This is a genomic window from Sinorhizobium sp. 8-89, assembly GCF_030124325.1.
Classification (GTDB): domain Bacteria; phylum Pseudomonadota; class Alphaproteobacteria; order Rhizobiales; family Rhizobiaceae; genus Sinorhizobium.
The window spans coordinates 181,427-204,041 of the sequence record NZ_JASKLR010000002.1 but is presented as its reverse complement, the minus strand read 5'-3'; the positions used below and the strand labels follow the sequence as shown (position 1 = coordinate 204,041).

At 61.9% G+C, this 22,615-nt stretch carries 22 protein-coding genes; 9 read left to right on the top strand and 13 right to left on the bottom strand.

The genetic code is table 11. From position 1 onward, the window contains the following. Positions 1–67: 67 nt before the first annotated feature. The gene (locus QN219_RS05455; protein ID WP_283998580.1) at positions 68–622 is read right to left on the bottom strand and encodes an alpha/beta hydrolase; all 555 of its coding nucleotides are present in this window, start codon (positions 620–622) and stop codon (positions 68–70) included. A gap of 158 nt (positions 623–780) precedes the next feature. Here QN219_RS05455 and QN219_RS05450 point away from each other — a divergent pair, with 158 nt between their 5' ends. Further along, the gene (locus QN219_RS05450) at positions 781–1,596 is read left to right on the top strand and encodes a DUF2189 domain-containing protein (RefSeq protein WP_283998579.1); all 816 of its coding nucleotides are present in this window, start codon (positions 781–783) and stop codon (positions 1,594–1,596) included. Positions 1,597–1,696: 100 nt separating this feature from the next. On the opposite strand, the gene QN219_RS05445 is transcribed toward QN219_RS05450, so the two are convergent. The 7 genes from QN219_RS05445 to QN219_RS05415 form a co-directional block, all read right to left on the bottom strand. After that, positions 1,697–2,005 (bottom strand): PilZ domain-containing protein, encoded by a 309-nt coding sequence (locus QN219_RS05445; protein ID WP_173513271.1) that lies wholly within the window; start codon positions 2,003–2,005, stop codon positions 1,697–1,699. 238 nt (positions 2,006–2,243) lie between these two features. After that, a complete protein-coding gene (gene purB, locus QN219_RS05440) occupies positions 2,244–3,545 on the bottom strand; it encodes an adenylosuccinate lyase (protein ID WP_283998578.1) in 1,302 nt (433 codons plus the stop codon). 64 nt (positions 3,546–3,609) lie between these two features. After that, complete coding sequence (locus QN219_RS05435) at positions 3,610–4,170, bottom strand: hypothetical protein (RefSeq protein WP_405052086.1); 561 nt, start codon at positions 4,168–4,170, stop codon at positions 3,610–3,612. Continuing rightward, positions 4,167–4,910 (bottom strand): DUF2259 domain-containing protein, encoded by a 744-nt coding sequence (locus tag QN219_RS05430; protein WP_283998577.1) that lies wholly within the window; start codon positions 4,908–4,910, stop codon positions 4,167–4,169. The genes QN219_RS05435 and QN219_RS05430 overlap by 4 nt, the downstream gene beginning before the upstream one ends. Further along, positions 4,907–5,584, bottom strand: a complete 678-nt coding sequence (gene rpe / locus QN219_RS05425) for a ribulose-phosphate 3-epimerase (RefSeq protein WP_283998576.1) — start codon at positions 5,582–5,584, stop codon at positions 4,907–4,909. Before rpe ends, QN219_RS05430 begins: the two co-directional genes overlap by 4 nt. A gap of 143 nt (positions 5,585–5,727) precedes the next feature. Beyond that, entirely contained in the window at positions 5,728–6,729 is a 1,002-nt protein-coding gene (locus tag QN219_RS05420; protein WP_283998920.1) for a P1 family peptidase, read from the bottom strand. Beyond that, complete coding sequence (locus QN219_RS05415) at positions 6,726–7,814, bottom strand: branched-chain amino acid ABC transporter substrate-binding protein (protein ID WP_283998575.1); 1,089 nt, start codon at positions 7,812–7,814, stop codon at positions 6,726–6,728. Before QN219_RS05415 ends, QN219_RS05420 begins: the two co-directional genes overlap by 4 nt. Positions 7,815–8,016: 202 nt before the next feature. Between QN219_RS05415 and QN219_RS05410 the strand changes: the two genes are divergently transcribed. From QN219_RS05410 to QN219_RS05380, 7 genes are read left to right on the top strand one after another with little or no spacing between them, the layout of a single operon-like run. Further along, positions 8,017–8,544 carry a flavin reductase gene (locus QN219_RS05410; protein WP_283998574.1) on the top strand — a complete coding sequence of 176 codons (528 nt, stop codon included), beginning with the start codon at positions 8,017–8,019 and terminating at the stop codon, positions 8,542–8,544. Between the two features lie 25 nt (positions 8,545–8,569). Next, positions 8,570–9,499, top strand: coding sequence for a MoxR family ATPase (locus tag QN219_RS05405; RefSeq protein ID WP_283998573.1), 930 nt, complete (start codon positions 8,570–8,572; stop codon positions 9,497–9,499). Between the two features lie 5 nt (positions 9,500–9,504). After that, positions 9,505–10,761 carry a VWA domain-containing protein gene (locus QN219_RS05400; RefSeq protein ID WP_283998572.1) on the top strand — a complete coding sequence of 419 codons (1,257 nt, stop codon included), beginning with the start codon at positions 9,505–9,507 and terminating at the stop codon, positions 10,759–10,761. A gap of 48 nt (positions 10,762–10,809) precedes the next feature. Continuing rightward, entirely contained in the window at positions 10,810–11,142 is a 333-nt protein-coding gene (locus QN219_RS05395) for an XdhC family protein (RefSeq protein ID WP_283998571.1), read from the top strand. Between the two features lie 2 nt (positions 11,143–11,144). After that, positions 11,145–11,852, top strand: a complete 708-nt coding sequence (locus tag QN219_RS05390) for an XdhC family protein (RefSeq protein WP_283998570.1) — start codon at positions 11,145–11,147, stop codon at positions 11,850–11,852. Beyond that, positions 11,849–13,465 (top strand): molybdopterin-binding/glycosyltransferase family 2 protein, encoded by a 1,617-nt coding sequence (locus tag QN219_RS05385; RefSeq protein WP_283998569.1) that lies wholly within the window; start codon positions 11,849–11,851, stop codon positions 13,463–13,465. Before QN219_RS05390 ends, QN219_RS05385 begins: the two co-directional genes overlap by 4 nt. 3 nt (positions 13,466–13,468) lie before the next feature. After that, positions 13,469–13,786 (top strand): TfoX/Sxy family protein, encoded by a 318-nt coding sequence (locus QN219_RS05380; RefSeq protein ID WP_283998568.1) that lies wholly within the window; start codon positions 13,469–13,471, stop codon positions 13,784–13,786. Between the two features lie 115 nt (positions 13,787–13,901). Here the strand turns inward: QN219_RS05380 and QN219_RS05375 are convergent, their stop codons facing one another. The 5 genes from QN219_RS05375 to QN219_RS05355 form a co-directional block, all read right to left on the bottom strand. Then, positions 13,902–14,309, bottom strand: a complete 408-nt coding sequence (locus tag QN219_RS05375; protein WP_283998567.1) for an NUDIX domain-containing protein — start codon at positions 14,307–14,309, stop codon at positions 13,902–13,904. Between the two features lie 11 nt (positions 14,310–14,320). Beyond that, the gene (locus tag QN219_RS05370) at positions 14,321–15,838 is read right to left on the bottom strand and encodes a DEAD/DEAH box helicase (protein WP_283998566.1); all 1,518 of its coding nucleotides are present in this window, start codon (positions 15,836–15,838) and stop codon (positions 14,321–14,323) included. Positions 15,839–16,035: 197 nt separating this feature from the next. Further along, on the bottom strand, positions 16,036–17,361 hold the full coding sequence (locus QN219_RS05365; RefSeq protein WP_283998565.1) for a M23 family metallopeptidase: 1,326 nt from the start codon (positions 17,359–17,361) through the stop codon (positions 16,036–16,038). 93 nt (positions 17,362–17,454) lie between these two features. Continuing rightward, positions 17,455–18,282 carry a ferritin-like domain-containing protein gene (locus QN219_RS05360; RefSeq protein ID WP_269283525.1) on the bottom strand — a complete coding sequence of 276 codons (828 nt, stop codon included), beginning with the start codon at positions 18,280–18,282 and terminating at the stop codon, positions 17,455–17,457. Between the two features lie 117 nt (positions 18,283–18,399). Then, positions 18,400–18,867 (bottom strand): peroxiredoxin, encoded by a 468-nt coding sequence (locus QN219_RS05355; RefSeq protein WP_283998563.1) that lies wholly within the window; start codon positions 18,865–18,867, stop codon positions 18,400–18,402. Between the two features lie 318 nt (positions 18,868–19,185). Here QN219_RS05355 and QN219_RS05350 point away from each other — a divergent pair, with 318 nt between their 5' ends. Beyond that, a complete protein-coding gene (locus QN219_RS05350) occupies positions 19,186–22,572 on the top strand; it encodes a DUF3971 domain-containing protein (protein WP_283998561.1) in 3,387 nt (1,128 codons plus the stop codon). Positions 22,573–22,615: the final 43 nt, after the last annotated feature.

Sequence of the window (22,615 nt, the reverse complement as noted above, 5' to 3'; positions counted from 1 at the left end):
GTTGCCAGCCGATAATGATGCGCAGCAATGAAATTCGGATTAATGCTGCGCGCGGTGCCCATGCCGCTTATGGCTGCAGCCGGCTAAGGAACTGGGCAAAGACCATCGTGCCCTCGGGCCACGGGCCGTGGCCGGATTCGGCATTGATATGCCCGGCTTCGCCGGCATCGAGCAGGAGCGAGCCCCAGGCGTTGGCGATGTCTCCGGCGTGTTCATAGGACCCGAAGGGATCGTTGCGGCTTGCCACCATCAGCGACGGGAAGGGCAGCGGGTCGCGCGGGTAGGGACCGAAAGTCATCAGATGCTTCGGGCGGATCTTGGGATTGGCGACGTCCGGCGGCGCGACCAGGAAGGCGCCCGCGATCTTCTTCGCGCAATGCGGCAGGGCGTGGATCGCCGTGGCGATGCCTAGGGAGTGCGCGACGATGACCACCGGCTTTTTTGTGGCATTGACTGCCTCGACCATCCGCGCCACCCAGTCCTCGCGCACAGGCTTCGACCACTCCGCCTGCTCCACGCGGCGCGCCGTCGAAAGCTTTCGCTCCCAGCGGCTTTGCCAATGGGTGGGGCCGGAGTTGGTGTAGCCCGGAACGATCAGGATGTCAGCTTCTGAAACCTTCATAATTGCCGCGATTTGGAGGTGAAAAGCGCCGAAGTCAAGGCGCAGGCGACAGAGGCTTCATTTTCTGTATAATCGAAATGTCGGTCGCGGTTGACAGCGGCTAGTTTCGCCGTTGTTGCGGGTCCGTGGCCGCTCTGGTTCGTTGAGGAGTGTGAGCCATGACAACCTTCCATGTCCTGTCGGGGGCGAATGCGAGCGTCTCGCATCCCAGTATACGAAAGATTGGCATTGCGGATGTGTTCGATGCGTTGCGTCTCGGCCTGAATGATTTTCGCGAGAAGCCGTCGCATTATGTTTTCTTGTGCTTGATATACCCGATCGCCGGTGCAGTACTGATAACCTGGAGCGCGGGCGCAAACATGCTGCCGCTGCTCTATCCGCTTGCTTCCGGCTTCGCCCTCATCGGTCCTGTCGCGGCAATCGGCCTCTACGAGATCAGCCGGCGCCGCGAATTGGGCATGGACTCCTCATGGCCGCATGCTTTGCGGCTGCACCGGTCGCCGGCGCTGCCTTCGATTCTGGCGGTCGCCGCCGTGCTGTTCGTGATCTTCATTGCCTGGCTTCTGGTCGCTCAGGCGCTTTATGAGATGATTTTCGGAACCGTGCCGCCAGCTTCGATTTCCGCCTTCTGGAACAGCATTATCGGCACGGAAGAGGGCTGGAACCTCATTCTTATCGGCAACGCCGTCGGCTTCGTCTTCGCCGTCGTCGTGCTCTCGATCAGCGTGGTTTCATTCCCCTTGCTGCTTGACCGCGACGTCGGCGCCGTCGCCGCCGTCGAGACCTCGATCCGGGCGACGCTCACCAATCCGCTACCGATCGCCTGCTGGGGTCTCATCATTGCAGCCGGCCTGGTGATCGGCTCGATCCCTGTCTTCGTCGGCTTGGCGGTCATCATGCCGATTTTCGGCCACGCCACGTGGCATCTCTATCGGAAACTGGTGGAACCGGACACGACCGGCCGCCAAGCCTGAACGGCACGATCGCCAACAACGCGGTGATCTTGCATCGATCCAAGATCACCGCGATTGTCGTTGCGTGAGTTCATCGAGCGCCGGCCCGAAACGGCGGCTGTTATTGACGGAAGAATTTATAGTAGGACGAGATCTGCGCCGCGGTGTTCGACGAGAGCTTGAGTTTGATGCCGATCTTGTCGCCGCGATACCAGCGAACTATGCCGGTGAGAAAGCCAAGCTCCTCACTCTGGATCGTGACTTCCTGCCCGGTTTGCGCGCCGATGTCGAAGAGGAGCTGGAAGCAGATACCCTCGTCGGAAAGATCTCTGACGATCCCGTTGCTCGACCCGAATTTGCAGGTAACTTTGCCGGTTATTTTCGTCTGTGTGCGCGGTGATGTGCGCTGAACACTGTCCCTGTAAGTCATGGCTTCCTCGAAAACCTGATTAGACAGGTGTCGAGGCTTGCACACTACTTCTGAACAACTTGCTAAAATATCGCCCGCACTCGAACAAAATGCATCACATGCGGGCGTTATTTTTCACGTGGCAACGTCACCGTGTGTACGACGGGCCAAGCTGCTGCTGCATGATAAGACATGCAGCAGTTCAAAGTGCTACAGCGTCCTTTGCGCGCCTGATAAGACGCGCGGCGCTGTCGCCGCATCAGCCAAAGACGCGTTTAAAGATCGTGTCGACGTGCTTGGTATGGTAACCGAGGTCGAATTTCTCGCGGATTGCCTCTTCGGAAAGCGCGGCACGGACTTCCGAATCGGCCAGCAACTCCTCGAGGAAGTCCTTGCCCTGTTCCCAGACCTTCATGGCATTGCGCTGAACGAGCCGATAGGCATCCTCGCGCGAAACGCCGGCCTGGGTAAGCGCGAGCAGCACGCGCTGCGAGTGAACAAGGCCGCGGAACTTGTTCAAGTTCTTCATCATGTTCTCGGGATAGACGAGCAACTTGTCGATCACGCTGGTCAGCCTCGCCAAGGCGAAATCGAGCGTGACGGTTGCGTCCGGCCCGATCATGCGTTCGACCGAGGAGTGCGAGATATCGCGTTCATGCCAGAGCGCCACGTTTTCCATGGCCGGCACCACGAAGGCGCGGACCATGCGGGCGAGACCGGTGAGGTTTTCCGTCAGCACCGGATTGCGCTTGTGCGGCATGGCCGAGGAGCCCTTCTGGCCCGGGGAGAAATATTCCTCGGCTTCCAGCACCTCGGTGCGCTGGAGATGGCGGATTTCCGTCGCAAGACGCTCGATCGAGGAGGCGATGACGCCGAGCGTCGCGAAATACATGGCGTGGCGGTCGCGCGGGATCACCTGCGTCGAGACCGGTTCCGGCTTCAGGCCGAGCGCCTTTGCGACATGCTCCTCGACCCGTGGATCGATATTGGCAAAGGTGCCCACAGCACCGGAGATGGCGCCGGTCGCAACTTCTTCGCGTGCGGCAAGAAGGCGCTGCTTGCAGCGATCGAATTCCGCATAGGCAAGCGCCAGCTTGATGCCGAAGGTGGTGGGCTCGGCGTGGATCCCGTGCGAACGGCCGATGGTGATCGTATCCTTGTGCTCGAAAGCACGGCGCTTCAGGGCTTCGAGCAGCTTGTCGAGGTCAGCGAGCAGGAGGTCCGTCGCGCGAACGAGCTGCACGTTGAAGCAGGTGTCGAGAACGTCTGACGAGGTCATGCCCTGGTGGACGAAGCGGCTATCCGGCCCGACGAATTCCGCAAGATGGGTGAGAAAAGCGATGACGTCATGCTTCGTGACCGCCTCGATCTCATCGATACGGGCAACATCGAAAGTTGCCGCGCCGCCCTTTTCCCAGATCGTCTTCGCCGCATCCTTGGGGATGACGCCGATTTCGGCGAGCGCATCGCAGGCATGCGCCTCGATCTCGAACCAGATGCGGAATTTCGTTTCCGGCGACCAGATGGCCACCATTTCCGGCCGGGAGTAACGGGGGATCATGGGCTTCAAGCTTTCGTTCGACAGTGGAGGATGGCTGTGCCTCTATCAAAGATGGCGATCAAGCTCAACGCCGTTGGCGCACATCCGATCGCGCAAGCCAAGGGCTGGCAGCAACAAGAGCGACAATACCGAGCGGCAGGTAGAGCCGAACACCCAGGACCAGAAACTGGTAGAGAGCGGCAAGCGACGTGAACAGGAACTGAAAGAGCCAGATGCGCGTTCCAGTGTCCGCATGCCACTGCGCGTAGAATATCCGATAGTCGAATGCGAAGAGGCACGCCGTCGTGCCAACCGTGCCCGCGATAAGGCACAGAAGAAAGGCCGCAAAACGGGTCTCGACCGCCCGCCCGTGTGCCGAGAAACGTGCCGCAAACAGCGAAAGCGGCCAAGCCAGCAAGCCGCCGAGCGCATAAAGCGAGAGGATGTCCATGAGGTGGAAGGCCGCCTCGGTTCCGCGCAGCCAAAGCGCCAACCACGCAGACATCGCCATTGCCAAGGCCCACCCCGGAGCACCGATCAACACTTCCCGCGGTTTGGGAAGGGAGCGCACGAATCGCGATCCTTTCGACAGTACGACATCCGAAAAGAGCGCTGGCGATCGGGCGGCTCGCTCCTCGCTCGTCATTTGGGAAGCCGGACCGGCAACGCAATCCAGCGGCCATCGGTCGACCCCTCGAAACCGAGCGATTTGACCAGGACCATCACCACGTGGACTTCGGATCCGTCATCGTTGACGCGGGTCACGACGCCACCGATGCGATAACCCGTCGGGCAGCGGCGACTTTCCGGGATGCGTGCGTCCTCCTGCAAGACGTCCGTTGCAGGTTTCCCGGCCTTCTCCGTCATCGTCAGGCGAAAGCCTTTGACCTCCTTCAAGAAGCTGCTGCACACACCTTGCGGTTCGAAGCTCTTCTCCTCGAGCTTCAACGTATAGGTCTTGCGGAATGGCTCGTCGGCTGGGAAGGCATCGTAGTTCAGCGTATGCGCCGCGCTGCTTCCTTCGGTTACAGGATTGTAAGCGGCGAAGATCCCTGGGGCATCGGCCAGACGGTAAGCGTCTATCAGCGGTGCCGCACGGTGATGGGCCTCGCGGCGCGCTTCATGCAGGGCGCCACCGTCTTTCTCGATCACGGCGCGGACAGGTGCACCGGGGAGAAAGGTGTCGTTGCGCGTATCGAGCACGTAGATCGTCGAATAGGGAAAGCCGGAACCGTCCTGTACGCCGTATTCCTCGAAGGCGAAGACATTGCCGTCGGATGAAAATCCGATCGGCTGCAAGGCAGCATAGTCGCCAGCGCGCGCGTCAGCGCCGGCAATCGTCGCGGTTGCCAGAAGCGTACCGAGGATTACCGCCCGCGTGCTCATCCGAGTGCCTGCTCCGCTGATTTGCGGATCGCCTCGATGGCGGCGCGATAGGTTTCGACGGAATCGCCCTTGAAGACGGCCGAGCCGGCAACCAGCGCGTTGGCACCGGCCTTGACAGGCAGCGCAGCGGTCTCCGGCGTGATGCCGCCATCAACCTCGATCTCGATCGGCCGCTTGCCGACCATTGCCTTGATCCGGCGGATTTTCTCTTCGGTGGCGTGGATGAATTTCTGTCCACCGAATCCTGGATTGACCGTCATCACCAGAATCAGATCGACCGTATCCAGCACATATTCGATGGCGCTTTCCGGGGTCGCCGGATTGAGCGAAACGCCGGCCTTTTTGCCGAGCGACTTCACCGCCTGCAGCGAGCGGTGCAGGTGGGGCCCAGCCTCCGCGTGAACCGTCAGAATATCGCAACCGGCCTTGGCGAAGGCTTCGAGATAAGGGTCGGCAGGTGAAATCATCAGATGACAATCGAACGTCGCATCCGTATGGGGACGCAGTGACTTGATCACGTCCGGGCCGAAGGTGATGTTCGGCACGAAATGGCCGTCCATGACGTCGAGATGAATCCAGTCGGCGCCGGCATCGACGACGTCGCGAACCTCCTGGCCGAGCTTCGAGAAGTTGGATGCCAGGATCGACGGGGCTATGCGAATGGGATGGGTCATGACAGGCTCCGATGTTTCCCGCGCCATAGCATCCCGGCGGTGCGCAAACAACATCTCACACGAAGCCTTGCGACTCGGCGCCTAGATCGCGATGATTTTGGGTCGCGGGCGGAAAACCGCGCACACTTTTCCTCATTCCCGCTCTATTGCGCCCAGGACGGCATCAGGTCGTTCTCGGCCGCAACCGCATCGTGGACACCGCGTGCGATCGCACGCGCCATCGTCGAGGCGGCGGCCGCGCTGAGATCGATGAAATCCTCAAGCAGGGGCGCCTTGCCGCTTGCGCCAGTCGCGAGCGCGAAGACCAGGTCGCCATCAAGCGGTGTGTGGGCCGGCCATAACGCGCGGGAAAAACCGTCATGGGCGGCGATAGCCAGCCGTTTCGCCTCCGCCTTGCTGAGGATCGCATCGGTGGCAATGACGGCGATCGTGGTGTTCGCAGCGGCCGATTGCCTTTCACGGAACTTGAAGCGTGCAAGGGCCGCATCCTCCGGCAGAGGAGTGGGGTAACCAAGACCGCCGAACTCGTCATCCAGTTCGAAGGGGGCCGCCCAGAAATGGCGCGTATTGCCGATTGTCGCCGAGCCGAGCGCATTGACGGCGACGAGTGCGCCGATCGTGATGCCATTGGCCAGCAGCGTCGATGCCGAGCCGAGGCCGCCTTTGAAGGTGGCCGTGCGTGCGCCCGTGCCGGCACCGGCCGTCCCGGTCAGAAATGCTACACCGGCAGCCCGCGCGGCGTCGTAGCCGAGGTCGCGATAGGGCGAAAAGCGTCCCCAATCCTTGTCGCAGCCGTTGATGAGATCAAAGAGAATTGCCGCCGGTACGATCGGAATGCGATGGGGACCGACCTCGAAGCCGCGTCCCATCTCCCGAAGGGCGGCCTGTACGCCGGAGGCGGCGTCCAGACCGAAGGCCGAACCGCCCGAAAGCACGACGGCGTCCACCGTCTGAACAGTGTTTTCCGGCGCAAGAAGGTCCGTCTCCCGTGTTCCCGGAGCACCGCCCAGGACCTGGACCGCGGCCGTTGCCGGCTGCTCGCAAAGCACGACGGTGACACCGGACTTCAGCCGGTGGTCCTCGGCATTGCCGACCAGCAGGCCGGCGACATCCGTAATCAGGTTGTTCGGTCCCTTGCGCATCAGTCCGCGCCGCCTGCGCCCGTGGCAGCGACGAAGCGGCCGTCCCGCCACTCCATCAGCCTGTAAGGCGTCTCGGTCCTCTCGTGGCTGTCGTTGAATTTTATCGGCCCGAGGATCGTTGCGTAAGGCCCCTTCAGAAGCGCCTCGGGAAGCGCGCTGCTATCCTTGGCAGCCTGGTCCTTTGCCTGTTCAAGGAGCGACATGGCGGCAAAGGCCGGCAGGACATAGCCCTCGGGTTCGGTTCCGCTCGCACGCATCGCCTTGACGACGGCGCCGGCTTCGGTCGACCGGGACGCATCCGGAACAGTGACGGCAAGCACCCCGTTCTCGAGCGGCACGTCGAGGTCGGCGGCGTTCAGTACATCGCCGCCGAGCAGGGTTATCGGGATGTTCTCAGCCTTCGCGTCACGCGCGATCACGGCAGTGTCGTAGCGGTCGCCTCCGGTAAAGACGTGGGTGGCGCCACTCTTCGCCAGTCGGCGGACGAGGCCGACCTGTTGCTCCTGAGCCGGCCGATAGGTGTCGGTGAACACGGGCGTCACCCCGATCTCGGCAAGTGCGCTGCGAACGCTTTCGACGAGTTCCCGGCTATGGATCGTGCCGTCGTCGATGAGCGCGAGCGGCTGGCCCTTCCAGTTTGCGACGATGACGTCGGTGACCGCCGCCGCTTCGGCCTTTCCGCTCGGCGCCAGGCGATAGAACGGCCACTTTTTCTTGAGAGCGTCCTCCATCAGGATGTCGGAGCGGACACTAAGGGTGATGGCCGGAATACCGGCTTCGGCCAGTGCGGGCAGGGCGGCTTCAAGGCTCTCCGTGCAGAGAAAGCCGATCGCGGCCTCGGCGCCGCTCTCCAGCAGCGCCTTCGTCAGCGCCTCGCCGCCGGCGGGATCACAGCTTTCGTTGATCGGGATAATCTGGCTTTCACGGTCGCCTGCCTGAAAGGCAGCGCCGTCAGTCATCTGCTTTCCGAGCATGGCGAAAGGCCCTTCTGCGGGAGCGACGACGGCAACCTTTAAGCCCGCCGTAAGGGCAGGGGAAGCCGACAACAATCCGGCGGCGACGAGGCTCGTGACAATCGATCGAAACATGTATTTTTCCCGCAACGACGCCATGTTTTAAGGATGTGTTTCTTTCCGTCAAAGGAAAAGATCGCACGCCACAGCGCCGCGCGTCCAATCAGACGCGCAAAGATTGCTGCAGCAAGAGCTTATTGTTCCGATCACGCTATGGTCATGCCGCTGATCCGCAAGAATCTCGTGCGGCCGGGTTTCATATTTTCCGTGAGAGTCTATGTATGTGCAAGACATCGATCCGGAGAGAGATGTGTTGGAGAAGACACGGCTGGACCCCATAACGTACCGCAATGCGATGAGCCGCATGTCCGCTCATGTGCAGCTCATCACTGCGGCCGACGGGGGCGCGCGGCGCGGTGTCACGATCACTGCGTCCTGCTCGGTGTCCGACGAACCGCCGACGATTCTCGCCTGCCTCAACGCCGCAAATCCGCGCAACGATATCTTTGCGCGTTCCGGTGCTTTCGCGCTGAACCTCCTGGGTGCACCGCACAGGACCCTGGCCCATGCTTTCTCTGGCCGTGATCAGCTCGACATGGAGCGGCGCTTCGCGCTCGGCCAATGGACGCAGCTCACCACCGGCGCGCCGATTCTTGGTGATGCCGTCGTCGCCTTCGATTGCCGCCTCATCGAGGCCAAGATCATGGCGACCCATCTCATCCTCTTCGGCGAAGTCGTCGACATGCGTCTCGGACAGAAGCACCCACCGCTCATTTATGTGGACCGTGGATACCACACGCTATAAGTTTTTCCCCGACCGCGGAGGAAACATGGCGAAACACGAGACGGGAAAGCTGCCGCGATCCATCGATGAGACGATGGCGATGCTGGAGGCGCAGGACTACCTCGCCGGAACCGCGCTTGCGACGGTGCTTTTCCTGGCACTGAAAATGAGGCGACCGCTGTTTCTCGAAGGCGAGGCAGGGGTCGGCAAAACCGAGATCGCCAAGGTCCTTGCCCGTTCCCTCGATCGGCCGCTGATCCGGCTGCAATGCTACGAAGGGCTCGACGTCTCGTCGGCCGTCTATGAATGGAACTACCCGGCGCAGATGCTGGAGATTCGCCTTTCGGAGGCGGCCGGCATGGTCGACCGCCAGAGGATCGAAGGCGATATCTTCTCCGAAAGGTTCCTCATCCGCCGCCCGGTGCTGCAGGCGATATCCGCCGGAACGGGGCGGGCCCCCGTATTCCTGATCGACGAACTCGACCGCACCGACGAGGCCTTCGAGGCCTTCCTGCTCGAAGCGCTTTCCGATTTCCAGGTCACCATCCCGGAGCTTGGAACGATCAGGGCGGACGAGCCGCCGATCGTTATCATCACGACCAACCGCACCCGCGAGATTCATGACGCCTTGAAGCGACGCTGCCTCTATCACTGGGTCGACTATCCGAAGGCGGCGCAGGAACTGGAGATCATCCGGCGCAAGGTGCCCGGCTGCAACGCCGCTTTGTCGCGGGAAATCGTCGCCTATGTCCAAAGATTGCGGGCGATCGATCTCTTCAAGAACCCCGGCGTGGCGGAGACGATCGATTGGGCGACGGCACTCACCGAACTTGACCGGCTGGCGCTCGATCCGGAAACGATCGCCGACACGCTCGGCACGTTGCTCAAATACCAGGACGATATCGCCCGAATCGAGGGCACCGAGGGGCGCAAGCTGCTCGCCGAGGTCAAGGCCGAACTCCTGGCGCAGGGCTGACCGTCATGGCGGGCAATCACGTCGATCGCACAGCAGTTTCGCCGATAACGTTGGGCGACGGCAAACTCGCCGACAATATCGTCTTCTTTGCCCGTGCGTTGCGAAGGGCGGGAATGAGAATAGGTCCCGCCGCCATTGCCGACGCCATCAATGCCGTGAGTTTGATCGGGATTGGCTCCCGCAACGAATTCTACGCCGCCCTGCAATGCACCTTCGTCAAGCGCCATGAAGATCAGGCCCTGTTCGACGAGGCATTCCGGCTGTTCTGGCGCTCACGCGATCTCGTCCAGAAGATGATTGCGCTCCTCTCGCCGGTGGCACCGGAGCGGCAGGGCGAACATCGGACCAGGCGCGCCGGCGAGGAGCGACTCCGCGAGGCACTCCTCGCAGGAAGAGACGATGCCCGTTCGCCGCGCGACGAACCGGAGATTGAAGTCGATGCCCGCTACACGGTCTCCGGTCGCGAGCTTTTCCGCAAGGCGGATTTCGCGCAGATGACCGCAGCCGAGATCGCCGAGGCCAGGAAGGCCCTGTCGTCGCTGATATTGCCGCTGAATCGTGTGCGGACCCGCCGCTTTCGCCCCGCCCGCCGGCCGGTACGCATCGACCCGCGCGCCACCATGCGCGACGCGATGCGCTTCGGTGGCGAATTGATCCTCCCGCGCTTTCGAGAGCCGCGCCTTGTCCAGCCGCCGCTCGTCGTGCTTGCCGATATTTCCGGTTCGATGAGCCAATACACGCGGATTTTCCTGAATTTCCTGCATGCGCTGACGGAGCAGCGGCATCGTGTTCAGACGTTCCTCTTCGGGACGCGGCTCACCAATGTCACGCGCCAAATGCGCAACCGCGATCCCGACGAAGCGCTGGACGAATGCGTGGCTGCGGTCAAGGATTGGTCCGGCGGCACGCGTATCGGCGAAACGCTTCATGAGTTCAACCGGCGTTGGTCGCGCCGGGTGCTCGGGCAGGGCGCCATCGTCCTCCTGATCACCGACGGCCTCGAGCGCGATAATACAGCGGAGCTGGAAATCGAAATCGATCGTCTGCATCGCTCTTGCCGACGCCTTATCTGGCTCAACCCGCTGCTGCGCTTCGACGGATTTGAGGCGCGCGCCCGGGGTGTGCGAGCCATGCTGCCGCATGTTGACGAATTCCGGGCGGTGCACAATCTTGAGTCCGTGGCCGAGCTGGTGAAATCGCTGTCAGGACAAGGTGTGCAAGACGCCGATCCGCGGCGCTTCCTGGGTGCGAGAATGGCATGAACAGTTGCCCTCGCAAACGATCGTACTGCATGCTTGGAGAACCGGAACATGTCGACAGAGCCTAACGTCCTCGATCCGCTGGAGATCGCCGAAACTTGGTGCAGTGACGGGCGCAAAGTGGCGCTTGCCACTGTCATCGAGACCTGGGGCTCGGCACCGCGACCGGTCGGCAGTCATCTCGTCATCGATGAGGAAGGGAACTTTCAGGGATCCGTCTCCGGCGGATGCGTCGAAGGTGCGGTCATAGCGGAGGCGATGGACATCATCGCCTCCGGCACATCCAGAATCCTCGAATTCGGCGTTGCCGATGAGACTGCATGGCGTGTCGGCCTTTCCTGCGGCGGCCGCATCCGGGTCTATGTCGAAAGAATTGACGGCTGACGATGGAACGCTCCACCCTTCAGGCAATCAATGCGGCGCGGGCCGCGCGACGAGCCGCGGTCGTCGTTACCGATCTTGCGGACGGCGCCAGTCAGGTCTTTCCGGAAGGAGCGAAATTTCCGCCGGAATGGGACAGCGTGATCGTGGAAGCGTTGCGTTCGGGGCGCGCCGGCGTTACGGCGGTGGAAGGACGATCGCTGTTTATCAATGTTCATCTGCCGCCGCCGCGCATCGTTGCCATCGGCGCCGTTCATATCTCTCAAGCACTTGCCGGTCTGGCTGCAGTTGCCGGATTCGACATGACGATCATAGATCCTCGCACGGCGTTCGCGACGACGGAGCGCTTCGGTAATGTCGGACTCCTGGCCGAGTGGCCCGAAGACGTTCTGTCCTCAAGGCCACTCGACCGCTATACGGCGCTCGCCGCGCTCACCCATGATCCGAAGATCGACGATTATCCCATCCGGGCGGCCTTGGAAGCGGGCTGCTTCTATGTGGGAGCGCTCGGCAGCCGCAAGACCCACGCAACGCGCGTCGAAAGATTGACGCAAGCAGGCGTGCCGGCGGAAGCCATTAGTCGTATCAAAGCCCCGATCGGCCTTGATATCCGCGCGGCGAGCCCTGCCGAAATCGCTGTCGCTGTCCTGGCCGAGATCATCGAAGCCTTGCGCCGCCGTGATCCGGCGGGCCGGGCAGGAGGTGCAAGATGAGGTTCGGTCCCGTGCGGCTCGCCGATGCCGAGGGCGCTGTTCTTGCGCATGCGATGAAAACCGGAACGCTGAGGCTGTCGAAAGGCCATCGCCTGGGCCAAGCGGACATCGCGGCGCTTGCCGAAGCCGATGTGAAAGAGGTCATTGTTGCCCGGCTCGATGCGCACGACCTGCTCGAAGACGAGGCGGCTGCGCGGATCGCCGCAGCGATCGCTCCCGACCACCTGCGCTTTTCGCAAGCGGCGACGGGCCGGGTGAATATTTATGCCACCGTCTCCGGTCTTTTCGTGGCAAATCGCGCCGTCGTCGACCGGCTGAACCGGATCGATCCGGCGATCACGCTCGCCTGCCTCGCCGATCACACGGCGGTCACATCGGGCGACATGGTGGCGACGATCAAGATCATTCCGCTGGCGGTGCCGGAGAACTTCGTCGCGCAAGCCGAGGACATGCTGCGGGCCGAACCGGCCTTCGAGGTTAAACCCTTCGCACCGCGTCGCGCGGCTCTGATTGCTACCGAGTTGCCGTCACTCAAGCACCAGGTCATGGAGAAGACCCATGCCGTCCTCGCCGCCCGGCTCTCGCGCTCCGGGAGCCATCTCGTTACGGAACGTCGTGTGGCGCATTCGGAAGGCGCGGTTGGCGCTGCCATAGCCGATCTGAAGTCGACTCATGATCTGATCATCGTTTTCGGCGCGTCTGCAGTCGCCGACCCGGACGACGTGATTCCGTCAGCGATTCGCGAAGCAGGTGGCGTCGTCGAACATGTCGGAATGCCGGTCGATCCTGGCAACCTTCTCGTTCTGGGCGGAATCGGCGAAATTCCCATCGTCGGAGCGCCGGGTTGCGCACGCAGTCCGAAGGAGAACGGCTTCGACTGGATTCTCGACCGGCTGCTTGCCGGCGAATGGCCGAACTCGCAGGAAATAACCGGCCTCGGTGTCGGCGGCTTGCTGAAGGAGATTCCGACGCGGCCGCAGCCTCGGGAGCTAAGCGTCAGCCCACCGCGCGATCCGGCACGGATCGTGGTTCTGGCTGCGGGTAGGGCAAGCAGGATGGGTGCCGGCGGCGGACACAAGCTTCTTGCCGAATTCGACGGTGTTCCACTGGTTCGGCGCTCCGTGGAAACGGCGATGGCGGCCGATGCCGGGAAGGTCGTCGTCGTGACCGGATACCGCGAATCGGATATTCGCGCCGCACTCGACGGCCTGTCCGTTACGCTTGTCTCCAATCCGGACTACGCCGCCGGTATGGCCTCGTCGCTGGTGGCCGGCGTGACTGCGCTTGGGACAGAGGCCGGCGGCGTTCTCGTGATGCTAGCGGACATGCCGGGGGTTACTCCCGATCATCTGCGCAAGATGATCGAAGTCTTCGACAACGAAGGGAGGCAAGCGGTCGTGCGTGCCGTCTCTGAAGGCCAGCGCGGCAATCCGGTTATTTTGCCGAGAGAGACGTTCGCCGCAGTCAGGCAACTCGTCGGCGACGTCGGAGCGCGGCATATCGTCGAGCGGTGCGGGCTTCCGGTCGTCGATGTCGAACTCGGCGAAGCGGCGCGCATTGATCTCGACACACCGGAAGCGATTATCGCCGCGGGTGGGGTACTGAAGGAGTGAAGGATGGATAACGCGGCGATCGAGGAGATGTTCGAAACATTGGGGCCGGTCACGATCCGCCGCATGTTCGGTGGGAAGGGCATCTATTTCGAAGGTGTGATCTTCGCGCTCGAAGTCGACGGCGAGATCCTTCTCAAGGGGGACGCCGAATCGGCGCCGGAATTCGAGCAGGCAGGCAGCCGCCAATGGGCTTACGACGGCAAGGGGAAAACGGTGAAGATGCCCTATTGGAGCATTCCAGATGCGGCGCTGGATGATCCGGACGAGATGGCCCGCTGGGTGAGAATCGCTTACGCGGCGGGACTCAGGTCGAAGAAATAGCAGATGAAGCGGGCAACAGAGATCATTTCATTTATTGAACTAATGAAATGATCCAACTCTTTGAAACCACGCAATTCCGGACGGGAAAACGTTATACACTTTTCCTGGAATAACTCTAGCCGAGGGCCCGAACAGCATCGGTGGCGAAGCGCGACAGCGGCCGGGGCAGGGCGGACAGATCGAACCAGCCGATATCGGAGAGCTTGTCCGGTTCGGTGAGACGTGGCTCGCCGGAAAAATCCTCAGTCACGTAGATGAGCGAAACCCAGTGCTGCCGGTCCGCTTCAATCACCTGCTCGCTGATGCAGAGAAAGCGGGTCGAGTGGATCGAAAGGCCGCTTTCCTCCTCAGCCTCCCGTCGCGCCGCATTTTCGGCGCGCTCCATATGATCGACCTTGCCACCGACGATGTTCCAGTGGCCGGCCTCGGGCGCCTTGAGGCGCCGGCAAAGCAGGATCTTGCCTTCGCGTAGAATGGCGAGACCGCAGCCAACACCGGGGAAATCGACACCGGGAAGAGCCATGAGGCCGAAGGTCAGGCCTTACCGGCAATCAGCATGAAGGCCGGGATATCGTCGCCAAAACCGATCGGCGTCGGGCCGTCGTCGTGATCGCGACGATGCCGGTTGCGGCGGTCGCGATTGTCGTCGTTGGCGGCATTCTGTGCGCGCCCCGGCCGATCGTTGCGGCCATTGTGACCGTTGTGACCGCGCCCGTTATCTGCATTGCGTTCCGGTTTCACTGCTTCCGCCCTTTCTGCAACTGGTTCGAGTTCAGCCGCACTATCGGCATGGGCGGTATCGGATCTATGATCGGAACGGCCCCTGCCGGAACGTTCCACATCTTTTTTGCGATCCTTGTGGCGATCACGGCCGCGATCCTTGCGGCCGGTATCGTGGCTTTCCATCGGTTCCGGAAGCTCGGAAAGGTCGCCGTTCAGCCACTCGACGTTCTGACCGATCAGCTTCTCGATGGCGTCGGCGAACTTCGTGTCGCGTTTCGTGACGAGCGTGAAGGAGGCCCCGGAACGACCCGCCCGGCCGGTGCGGCCGATGCGGTGAACATAGTCTTCCGCGTGAATCGGGACGTCGAAATTGAACACATGGCTGACGTCCGGAATATCCAGCCCGCGAGCCGCCACATCCGAAGCGACAAGCAGCTTGATGTTGCCGTCCTTGAAATTGGCGAGCATCGCCATGCGCGAGCGCTGATCCATATCGCCGTGCAGCGCGCCGACGGAGAAGCCATGGCGGTCGAGCGAACGGAAGAGATCGGCAACATCCTTCTTGCGGTTGCAGAAGATGATCGCGTTCTTCAATTCGTCCTGGGCCCGGATCAGGTCGCGCAACACCGCGCGCTTTTCATAGTCCTTGGCGTGCGCGGCGACGAACCGCTGGGCAACGGTGGTCGCAGTCGAGGAGCGGCGAGCCACTTCCACACGCTCCGGGTTCTGCAGGAAGCGATCTGCAAGCTTCTGGATTTCCGGCGGCATCGTCGCCGAGAAGAACAGCGTCTGGCGGGTAAAGGGAATAAGCTTCGCGATGCGCTCGATGTCCGGAATGAAGCCCATGTCGAGCATCCGGTCCGCCTCGTCGATGACGAGGATCTCGACACCTGACATCAAAAGCTTGCCACGCTCGAAATGGTCGAGCAGACGGCCGGGGGTGCAGATCAGAACATCGGCACCGCGCTCGAGCTTGCGGTCCTGTTCGTCAAAGGAAACGCCGCCGATCAAAAGCGCGATGTTGAGCTTGTGGTTCTTGCCGTATTTATCGAAGTTTTCTGCGACCTGCGCGGCGAGTTCACGCGTCGGTTCTAGGATCAGCGTGCGCGGCATCCGGGCGCGGGCGCGACCCTTTTCCAGAAGCGTCAGCATCGGCAGAACAAAAGAAGCCGTCTTGCCGGTTCCGGTCTGTGCGATGCCCAGAATGTCGCGACGCTGCAGCGCTGGAGGGATGGCGCCAGCCTGGATCGGTGTCGGAATTGTGTAGCCCGCATCGGTAACTGCGGAGAGAACTTTTTGGCTCAGGCCAAGGTCAGCAAAATTGGTCAAAGGGGAAACTGTTTCCGTTCCGGTTCAATAGAACACTAATCGATCGATGGAAAATGCGCCATCACGTGGCGGCGCTCTTAAGCCGAAAGGCGCCGAAAGTCAAGAAATCCAGCACGTTGAAGTAGCGAAAGGTAAACGGGCGCGAATCTGCGCGTTTCTTGTCAAGCGGGAGGAGACAATGCCGGTCCTTGCTAGCATCAATTCATATAGCCAGCAAGCTTCGTGCCGGCACTGAGAAAACGCATTGGATCGACGGCGTGACCGTTCAACCGGACTTCGTAATGCAGATGCGGACCGGTCGACCGTCCGGTGCTTCCGGACTTGGCAATGACGTCATCCGCACGCACATGGTCGCCGACGTCGACCAGGATCACCGACAGGTGGGCATAGCGGGTGACGACGCCGTTGCCGTGGTCGATCTCGACCATGTTCCCATATCCGCCCGTCGGGCCAGCGACGGTGACGGTCCCAGCGGCGGCAGTGCGGATGCGCGTCCCGATCGATGCCCGAAAATCGATGCCGGCGTGAAGCGCCAGCCGCCCGAGAAAGGGATCGAGCCGATTGCCGAAATTGCTGGTGATATCGCTGGCGGGCGCCGGATTTGCGAGCGGCAGCTTCCTGGCGGCTTCGCGGGTCCTCTCCAGTTCCAGAAGGGCGCTATCGAGTGCGGCAAGCGATTTCCCGAACAGATCATCACCGTTGGGTTCGACGAACGGCCCGCCGATCGCGGTTCGATCGATCCCGCTCGCGGAAGCTGCCGTCGTGCCGGCCGGAAGCGCGACACCGGTGCGCTCGACGATCGTCCTGATCGCTTCGGACGCCCGGGCCGCGTTGCTCCTCAGGCGCTCCATGCGCACCATGTGATCGCGTTCGACATCTTTCAGCGAAAGCGTGACCTTGGAAAAGATCCGGTCCGCTCGGTCCGAGATTGTTTCCTTGTCTCGGCTTCCAGGCAGGGTAGGCGTATAGGCGAGGGCAGCGAGGCGCATCGGCGTTGCGTTGGCCTCACCGCTCATCCCCAGGATTTCCTCGATTGCCTCGACGCCGCCATGCGCGTCTGCAGGCTTCTCGTAGGCGAGGGGTTCAACCGCCGGGGGCACGTCAGCGCCGAGATCTTCGGAAGCATCGGCGGTTCCCGCCAGAGCACCGAGCCTGTCTCTGCGCGACCAAAGGACCGACTGTTGTTGCAGGAGTTTCTCGACTTTTTCCTCGACGACCTGCTGGTCCAGCAACTGCCGACTCGTCACGCGGTCCACCTGCGCCCGCAGCGCCGTGATTCGGTCTTCGTATTCGTGCTGCATACGCGCCTGACGAGCGATCGTGCCGCCGATCAGGTCGTCGCGCAGAACCAGATAGGTTGTGGCCGCCATGTATCCGATACCGAAAACCCCGACAACGGATGTGACAAGCGCCGCCATCCAGGGGCGAACGGTCATATGCCGCACCTTGTCGCCGCTCGCCAGAATCAGCACGTGGCTTCGCGTGCTTTTTCCGAAGGCACGATTTGCCGGACGAACAGACACCACATCACCCCCGCCAGGTGCGAATTGCCTCGCATTGCTTGATGGCGATTACACTTTATTAGGGTTAATAAACCATTGAGCAAAGCATCTGCATCAGATGTTCGTAGACGACGTCATCGACCGGTAGAAGGACGGCGTCAGACCGGCCTCTGCGCGGGCGATATCGTTGAACGGAGCCTTCAGCGGGCCGCGAAAGTTCGCACGCACGAGTGCCTGGAACGTTGCGGCGGGATCCTTCCTTTGCCGGGCGCAAAGAAAGCGGAACCATTTGGCGCCGACAGCAACGTGACCCTTCTCATCCTCGTAGATAACATCAAGAACGGCAGCACTCTCGTGATCGCCGGTTTCCCGCATTTTCGCCTGTAAAGCCGGCGTGACGTCGAGACCGCGAGCCTCGAGTATGAGCGGCACGACCGCAAGGCGCGCGGTCAGGTCGTTGCGCGTATCGTGCGCGGCCTGCCACAGGCCGTCATGCGCGGGGAGATCACCATAGTCCGCACCAAGGTCGTTCAGCCGCTGCCGCACCATGCGAAAATGTTTCGCCTCCTCGAAAGCGACCTGCATCCATCCGTCGAAGAAGGAATTGGGCACAGGTTCCGAAGCAAAGCGGGCGACGATATCGAGCGCCAGATCGACGGCGTTCAATTCAATATGGGCGATGGCATGCAGCAGGGCGATGCGCCCCTTCAACGAACCGAGCGAGCGCCGCTTGACCTGGGTCGGCGGCGTGAGCACCGGCCTATCCGGACGTCCGGGCCGCTCGGGAACAGGGCGATCTCGCGGCGAGCGCAACGACAGCTTTCTCGCCTGCCAACGTCGAGCCGCCTGCTGCGCAAGCTCGGTCTTGAGACCGAGGTCTGACGCGCGAATCGCCTCGACGGCAGCGCCCCGCAGACTATGGAATTGCGGAAGGTCGGTCATCCTTCGCCCCTCATACTCATGTTCCTTAAATCGGAGCGGACTTAAGGATAAAACATGCAGCAATTCAAAGTGCCACAGCGAATTTCGCGCGTCTGAAAAGACGCGCGGCGCTGTAGTTCAAAGTGCTTTTGCGGCAGCGAGAACCTCGCTCGCATGACCTGCTACCCTGACCTTTTCCCAGACCCGGTTGATCGTCCCGTCCGGATTTATCAGGAACGTGGTACGCTCGACGCCCATGTATTTGCGCCCGTAGAGGCTCTTCTCCACCCAGACGCCATAGGCATTGACGACGTTCCTTTCTTCGTCCGCCGCCAACGTGACGGTCAGATTGTGTTTCTTCGCGAAGCGATCGTGCTGCTTGACCGAATCGGGCGAGAGCCCGATCAGAGCGACACCCGCCGCCGCGAATTCGTTCGCGAGACCGGAGAAAGAAATCGCTTCCTCGGTACAGGCCTTGGTGTCGTCCTTGGGATAGAAAAAGAGCACCACCGGCTTGCCGCGAAGAGACGAGAGCGAGATCGAACCGCCGCCGTCGCGAGGAAGCTCAAAGTCCGGGGCGACATCACCTGGTCCCAATCGTGCCATGATTTAACCTTTCTTACGCCAAGTTTTGTGGACATTCGGCAGGTAGGGCATATCGAAAATCGACGACGGCCGTCCAGCGGATTTGTGATAGATTTGACAGGTGCCGGACGGGCTTCGTGGCTACGAGGTAGCCGGTGTTCCGTCGTGTTAACTGGGGCGATAGGCGGGCCTTTCCACAGCATCGGCGCGGGCGCGTGGTGACTTGGCTCCGCGAATTGTGATCTACATGGGCGAAGAAGAGGTCCGGCCCTTGGGCGCGGCGATTGACCTTACAGGGAAAAATAAAATGCCGCACTTAGGTGGAGGGCGCCTGCACCGATGAGCGAGATCCGCGGCGAAAGGGTTTGCTTTCGCAAGGAAGACATCATCGCGCTGCACGAGCTGCCCTCGGCGCAAGCCCATGAACCGGTCATCGTGCATGCGCCTCAACCGGGCGGTGCCTTGCGTCTTCTCGGCAAGATCATACTGTGCTGCTCGCTTCTCACTTTTGTCGTCGTGGCGTCGCTCATCGCCGTCATCGAAAGCGGCCTGGTCGACGGGCCGCTCAACGCGCGGGCGCGCGCCGCGTTGAATGCTGCCCTCGGCGAGAACTACAATGCCGACGTCGAGAGCACCGTTATCCGCATGACGAGTGGCGGCGCGCTCGCCTTGAAGGCGCGTGGGGTCACGCTCAAGGAAAGCGGGTCGGGCCGCCACCTCGCCAGACTGGGCGCAATCTCGATAGCGCTCGATCCCTTCGCGCTGATGACCGGACGCATCGCGGTGTCGCGCCTCGAAGCGGAAGAAGGCCAGCTCGATACGGGCCTGTTGCCGCGCGGCGAACCGATTGATCTCACGACGATCCGGATCGCCGATGTCGGCGATGCACTAGAGGAGTTGTTCGCGCAGGTCGACCGCATGTCGCGATTGACCGCGGGCAGGGCGACACAAACCGTGCTGCTCTCCGATTTCAGCCTGTCGGTCACGGGAGCGCGTGGTCGCGTCGTTCCCGTCGAGGTGAAAACATTGGAGTTCACCCACGACCCCGACAGTTCCATGCGCGTTGATGGAACTGTCGCGATCGACGGAGTAAATGCCCAATTGACCGCCAAGGCGCTCGGATCGAATGGTCGCATCGGCGGCTTCGAGGGGACCGTCAGCGCTTTGCCGCTCTCTCCCTTTCTCCATCACGGCAGATCTGCGAGCGAAGAGGCCTTCGGCATCGAGGCGTCGGCGGATGTCAGCCTGAAAGCCACGCGTGCGGCTGATGGTCAGAAGCCGGAGTTGGAAGTCGGCGTCAGGACATCGCAAGGTTCGTTCCATGCCGGTGGCCTTGTTTCCGTTCTCAATCCGTCCGAACTGAATGTCTCCTATGACTTTGACCGCGCCTCGGTCGAAATATTGCCGTCCGTCGTCAAGATCGGACGCTCGAGCTTTCCTTTCACCGGTGCCCTGATCGATCTCGACAAGGTTGGCGAGGCCAGCCAGAAGGGGTTCGCCGTCGACCTTCTCTTGAGAAATGCGAGTACGGACCCCGAAGACATCCAGGAGCACCCCCTCGCCTTCGACGCCAAGGCAAGCGGGCGGTTCGAGGCTGGCAGCCACCGGCTGATTTTCGACCAACTGGCGATTTCGAGCCCGCTCGGCTCCATGGCGGGTTCGCTTTCCCTCGCCTTCGGCAAGACGTCGCCGCAAATCAGCTTCGTCGCACTCACCGATCAGATGCATTCCACCGCCGTCAAGCAGCTGTGGCCCTGGTGGCTCGCAAAGGGAGCAAGACGATGGGCACTCGGGAATCTCTTCGGCGGCACGGTGACCGACGCACGCATCGAGGTTTCGATAGCGGAGGGGAGGATCGCCAACAGCAAGGGCGATCTAAGGCTCAACGAGGATGAGCTCAACATCAACTTCGCAATCGACGACTCGCGTATCAACATAGCCGGCGACATCCCGCCGCTTCGCGACACTTCGGGGCATTTCACGCTCAGCGGCGAGCGCGTAGTCGTGGACGTCAAGCAGGGCGCCGCCTATTTTCCGTCCGGTCGCTCGGTCGCCTTGAATGGCGGCGACTTCAGCATTCCCGACGTCTACGCGAAGCCGCTGATGGCGGAAATGAAAATCGAGGTCGGCGGACAGGCCGATGCGATTGCCGAGCTCGTCGCCTATAAACCGATCCGCGCGCTTCAGAAGACTCCATTCGTGCCGGAGGATTTCACCGGGCCGATGACGGCCTTGGTCGGCGCACGGTTCGGTCTGATATCGGATCAGAAGCCGCCATCGCCGCTTTGGCAGGCCGAGATGCAGCTTCAGGACGTGACGATCAACCGACCCGTCTCCGGTCGGTCCATCGCCAATCTGGCGGGAACGATGCGGATCGACAACGCTCAGGCGGTGCTTCAGGCGGATGCCTTGATCGACGGTTCCAAGATGCGGATCGCCCTGACCGAACCGGTAGACAGCAAGGCCAACGTGAAGCGGACCCGCGAAATCTCCGGAACGCTCGACGACGCCGCCCGGCGGAAGATCGCTCCGGCCCTGTCCGGCATCGTCAGCGGGCCGGTCGGTGTCGACGTTTCGCTGGCGGAAGACGGCAGTCAATCCGTCAAGGCGGACCTCGGCAAGGCTTCGCTGTCGCTCCCGTGGATCGGCTGGAGCAAGGGAGCCGGCATCCCCGCAAAGACACAATTCACCGTCAAGGCAACCGATGGCGTGACCGAGATCGGCGATTTCGACATCGCCGGCGACGGGTTCGGCGCCGCAGGTCGCCTGCGTGTCGATGACGCGGGCCTCGCATCGGCCGAGCTGAACGGTGTGCGCCTTGCCAACGGAGACGATTTCGCCGTCACCATCGATCGGAGCAAGGGCGGTTACACCATTGGCCTGACCGGTGCAGCCGCGGATATCAGGCCGGCGCTGCTCCGAGCCAAGGCGGGATCCGGTTCTGCCGACAGCGGCAATATCAAGGTCAAGGCCCGGCTTGACCGGGTTATGGGCTTCAACGGCGAAGTCTTGTCCAATGTGAATTTCGTCTATTCGACCCGCGGGCAACAGATCGAAGACATCGACTTGTCGGCTTTGACCGGGAGCGGGCAGGCGGTGGTGGCCAAGACCGCCAAATCAGGCGCCGACAATATACTGGAACTGACAACCGGCGACGCGGGCGCGCTGGCGCGCTTTGCCGATATCTATCGCAACATGCGCGGTGGCCTGATGAATCTGAGGTTGCGCGACCGCGGCGCGCGTTCCTGGCGCGGCGCTGTCGATGTGCGGAAATTCTCGCTTGTCGGCGAACAGCGGCTGCAATCCATGGTCTCGACGCCGGCGGGACAGGATGGCCGCAGCCTCAGTCAGGCAGTTCGGCGCGATATCGACGTGAGCACGGCGCGGTTCGAGCGCGGCTTCGCTCAACTCTTCCTGGATCAGGGCACAATCCACGTCGAAAGTGGTGTCCTGCGCGGCGTCGACGTCGGTGCGACATTCCAGGGAACTGTCCGCGATGCGCGGGACCGGATGGACATGACGGGTACATTCATGCCCGCCTACGGGCTGAACCGGCTATTCGGCGAACTGCCGCTGATCGGCGTCCTGCTCGGCAACGGCCGCGATCGCGGCCTGCTCGGCATCACCTTCAAGCTGACCGGGCAATTCACACAACCGCAGCTTACGATCAATCCGTTGTCGATCATCGCGCCCGGCGTCTTCCGCAACATCTTCGAGTTTCAGTGAGAAAGCCGGCCAGGATCCCGGTACTCTTGCCCGAAGCGATCCG

Excerpts from the sequence above, each read along its gene's own strand:
- QN219_RS05455 (WP_283998580.1), bottom strand. The coding sequence starts at position 622 with ATGAAGGTTTCAGAAGCTGACATCCTGATCGTTCCGGGCTACACCAAC.
- QN219_RS05450 (WP_283998579.1), top strand. The coding sequence starts at position 781 with ATGACAACCTTCCATGTCCTGTCGGGGGCGAATGCGAGCGTCTCGCAT.
- QN219_RS05445 (WP_173513271.1), bottom strand. The coding sequence starts at position 2,005 with ATGACTTACAGGGACAGTGTTCAGCGCACATCACCGCGCACACAGACG.
- purB (WP_283998578.1), bottom strand. The coding sequence starts at position 3,545 with ATGATCCCCCGTTACTCCCGGCCGGAAATGGTGGCCATCTGGTCGCCG.
- QN219_RS05435 (WP_405052086.1), bottom strand. The coding sequence starts at position 4,170 with ATGACGAGCGAGGAGCGAGCCGCCCGATCGCCAGCGCTCTTTTCGGAT.
- QN219_RS05430 (WP_283998577.1), bottom strand. The coding sequence starts at position 4,910 with ATGAGCACGCGGGCGGTAATCCTCGGTACGCTTCTGGCAACCGCGACG.
- rpe (WP_283998576.1), bottom strand. The coding sequence starts at position 5,584 with ATGACCCATCCCATTCGCATAGCCCCGTCGATCCTGGCATCCAACTTC.
- QN219_RS05415 (WP_283998575.1), bottom strand. The coding sequence starts at position 7,814 with ATGTTTCGATCGATTGTCACGAGCCTCGTCGCCGCCGGATTGTTGTCG.
- QN219_RS05410 (WP_283998574.1), top strand. The coding sequence starts at position 8,017 with ATGTATGTGCAAGACATCGATCCGGAGAGAGATGTGTTGGAGAAGACA.
- QN219_RS05405 (WP_283998573.1), top strand. The coding sequence starts at position 8,570 with ATGGCGAAACACGAGACGGGAAAGCTGCCGCGATCCATCGATGAGACG.
- QN219_RS05400 (WP_283998572.1), top strand. The coding sequence starts at position 9,505 with ATGGCGGGCAATCACGTCGATCGCACAGCAGTTTCGCCGATAACGTTG.
- QN219_RS05395 (WP_283998571.1), top strand. The coding sequence starts at position 10,810 with ATGTCGACAGAGCCTAACGTCCTCGATCCGCTGGAGATCGCCGAAACT.
- QN219_RS05390 (WP_283998570.1), top strand. The coding sequence starts at position 11,145 with ATGGAACGCTCCACCCTTCAGGCAATCAATGCGGCGCGGGCCGCGCGA.
- QN219_RS05385 (WP_283998569.1), top strand. The coding sequence starts at position 11,849 with ATGAGGTTCGGTCCCGTGCGGCTCGCCGATGCCGAGGGCGCTGTTCTT.
- QN219_RS05380 (WP_283998568.1), top strand. The coding sequence starts at position 13,469 with ATGGATAACGCGGCGATCGAGGAGATGTTCGAAACATTGGGGCCGGTC.
- QN219_RS05375 (WP_283998567.1), bottom strand. The coding sequence starts at position 14,309 with ATGGCTCTTCCCGGTGTCGATTTCCCCGGTGTTGGCTGCGGTCTCGCC.
- QN219_RS05360 (WP_269283525.1), bottom strand. The coding sequence starts at position 18,282 with ATGACCGACCTTCCGCAATTCCATAGTCTGCGGGGCGCTGCCGTCGAG.
- QN219_RS05355 (WP_283998563.1), bottom strand. The coding sequence starts at position 18,867 with ATGGCACGATTGGGACCAGGTGATGTCGCCCCGGACTTTGAGCTTCCT.
- QN219_RS05350 (WP_283998561.1), top strand. The coding sequence starts at position 19,186 with ATGAGCGAGATCCGCGGCGAAAGGGTTTGCTTTCGCAAGGAAGACATC.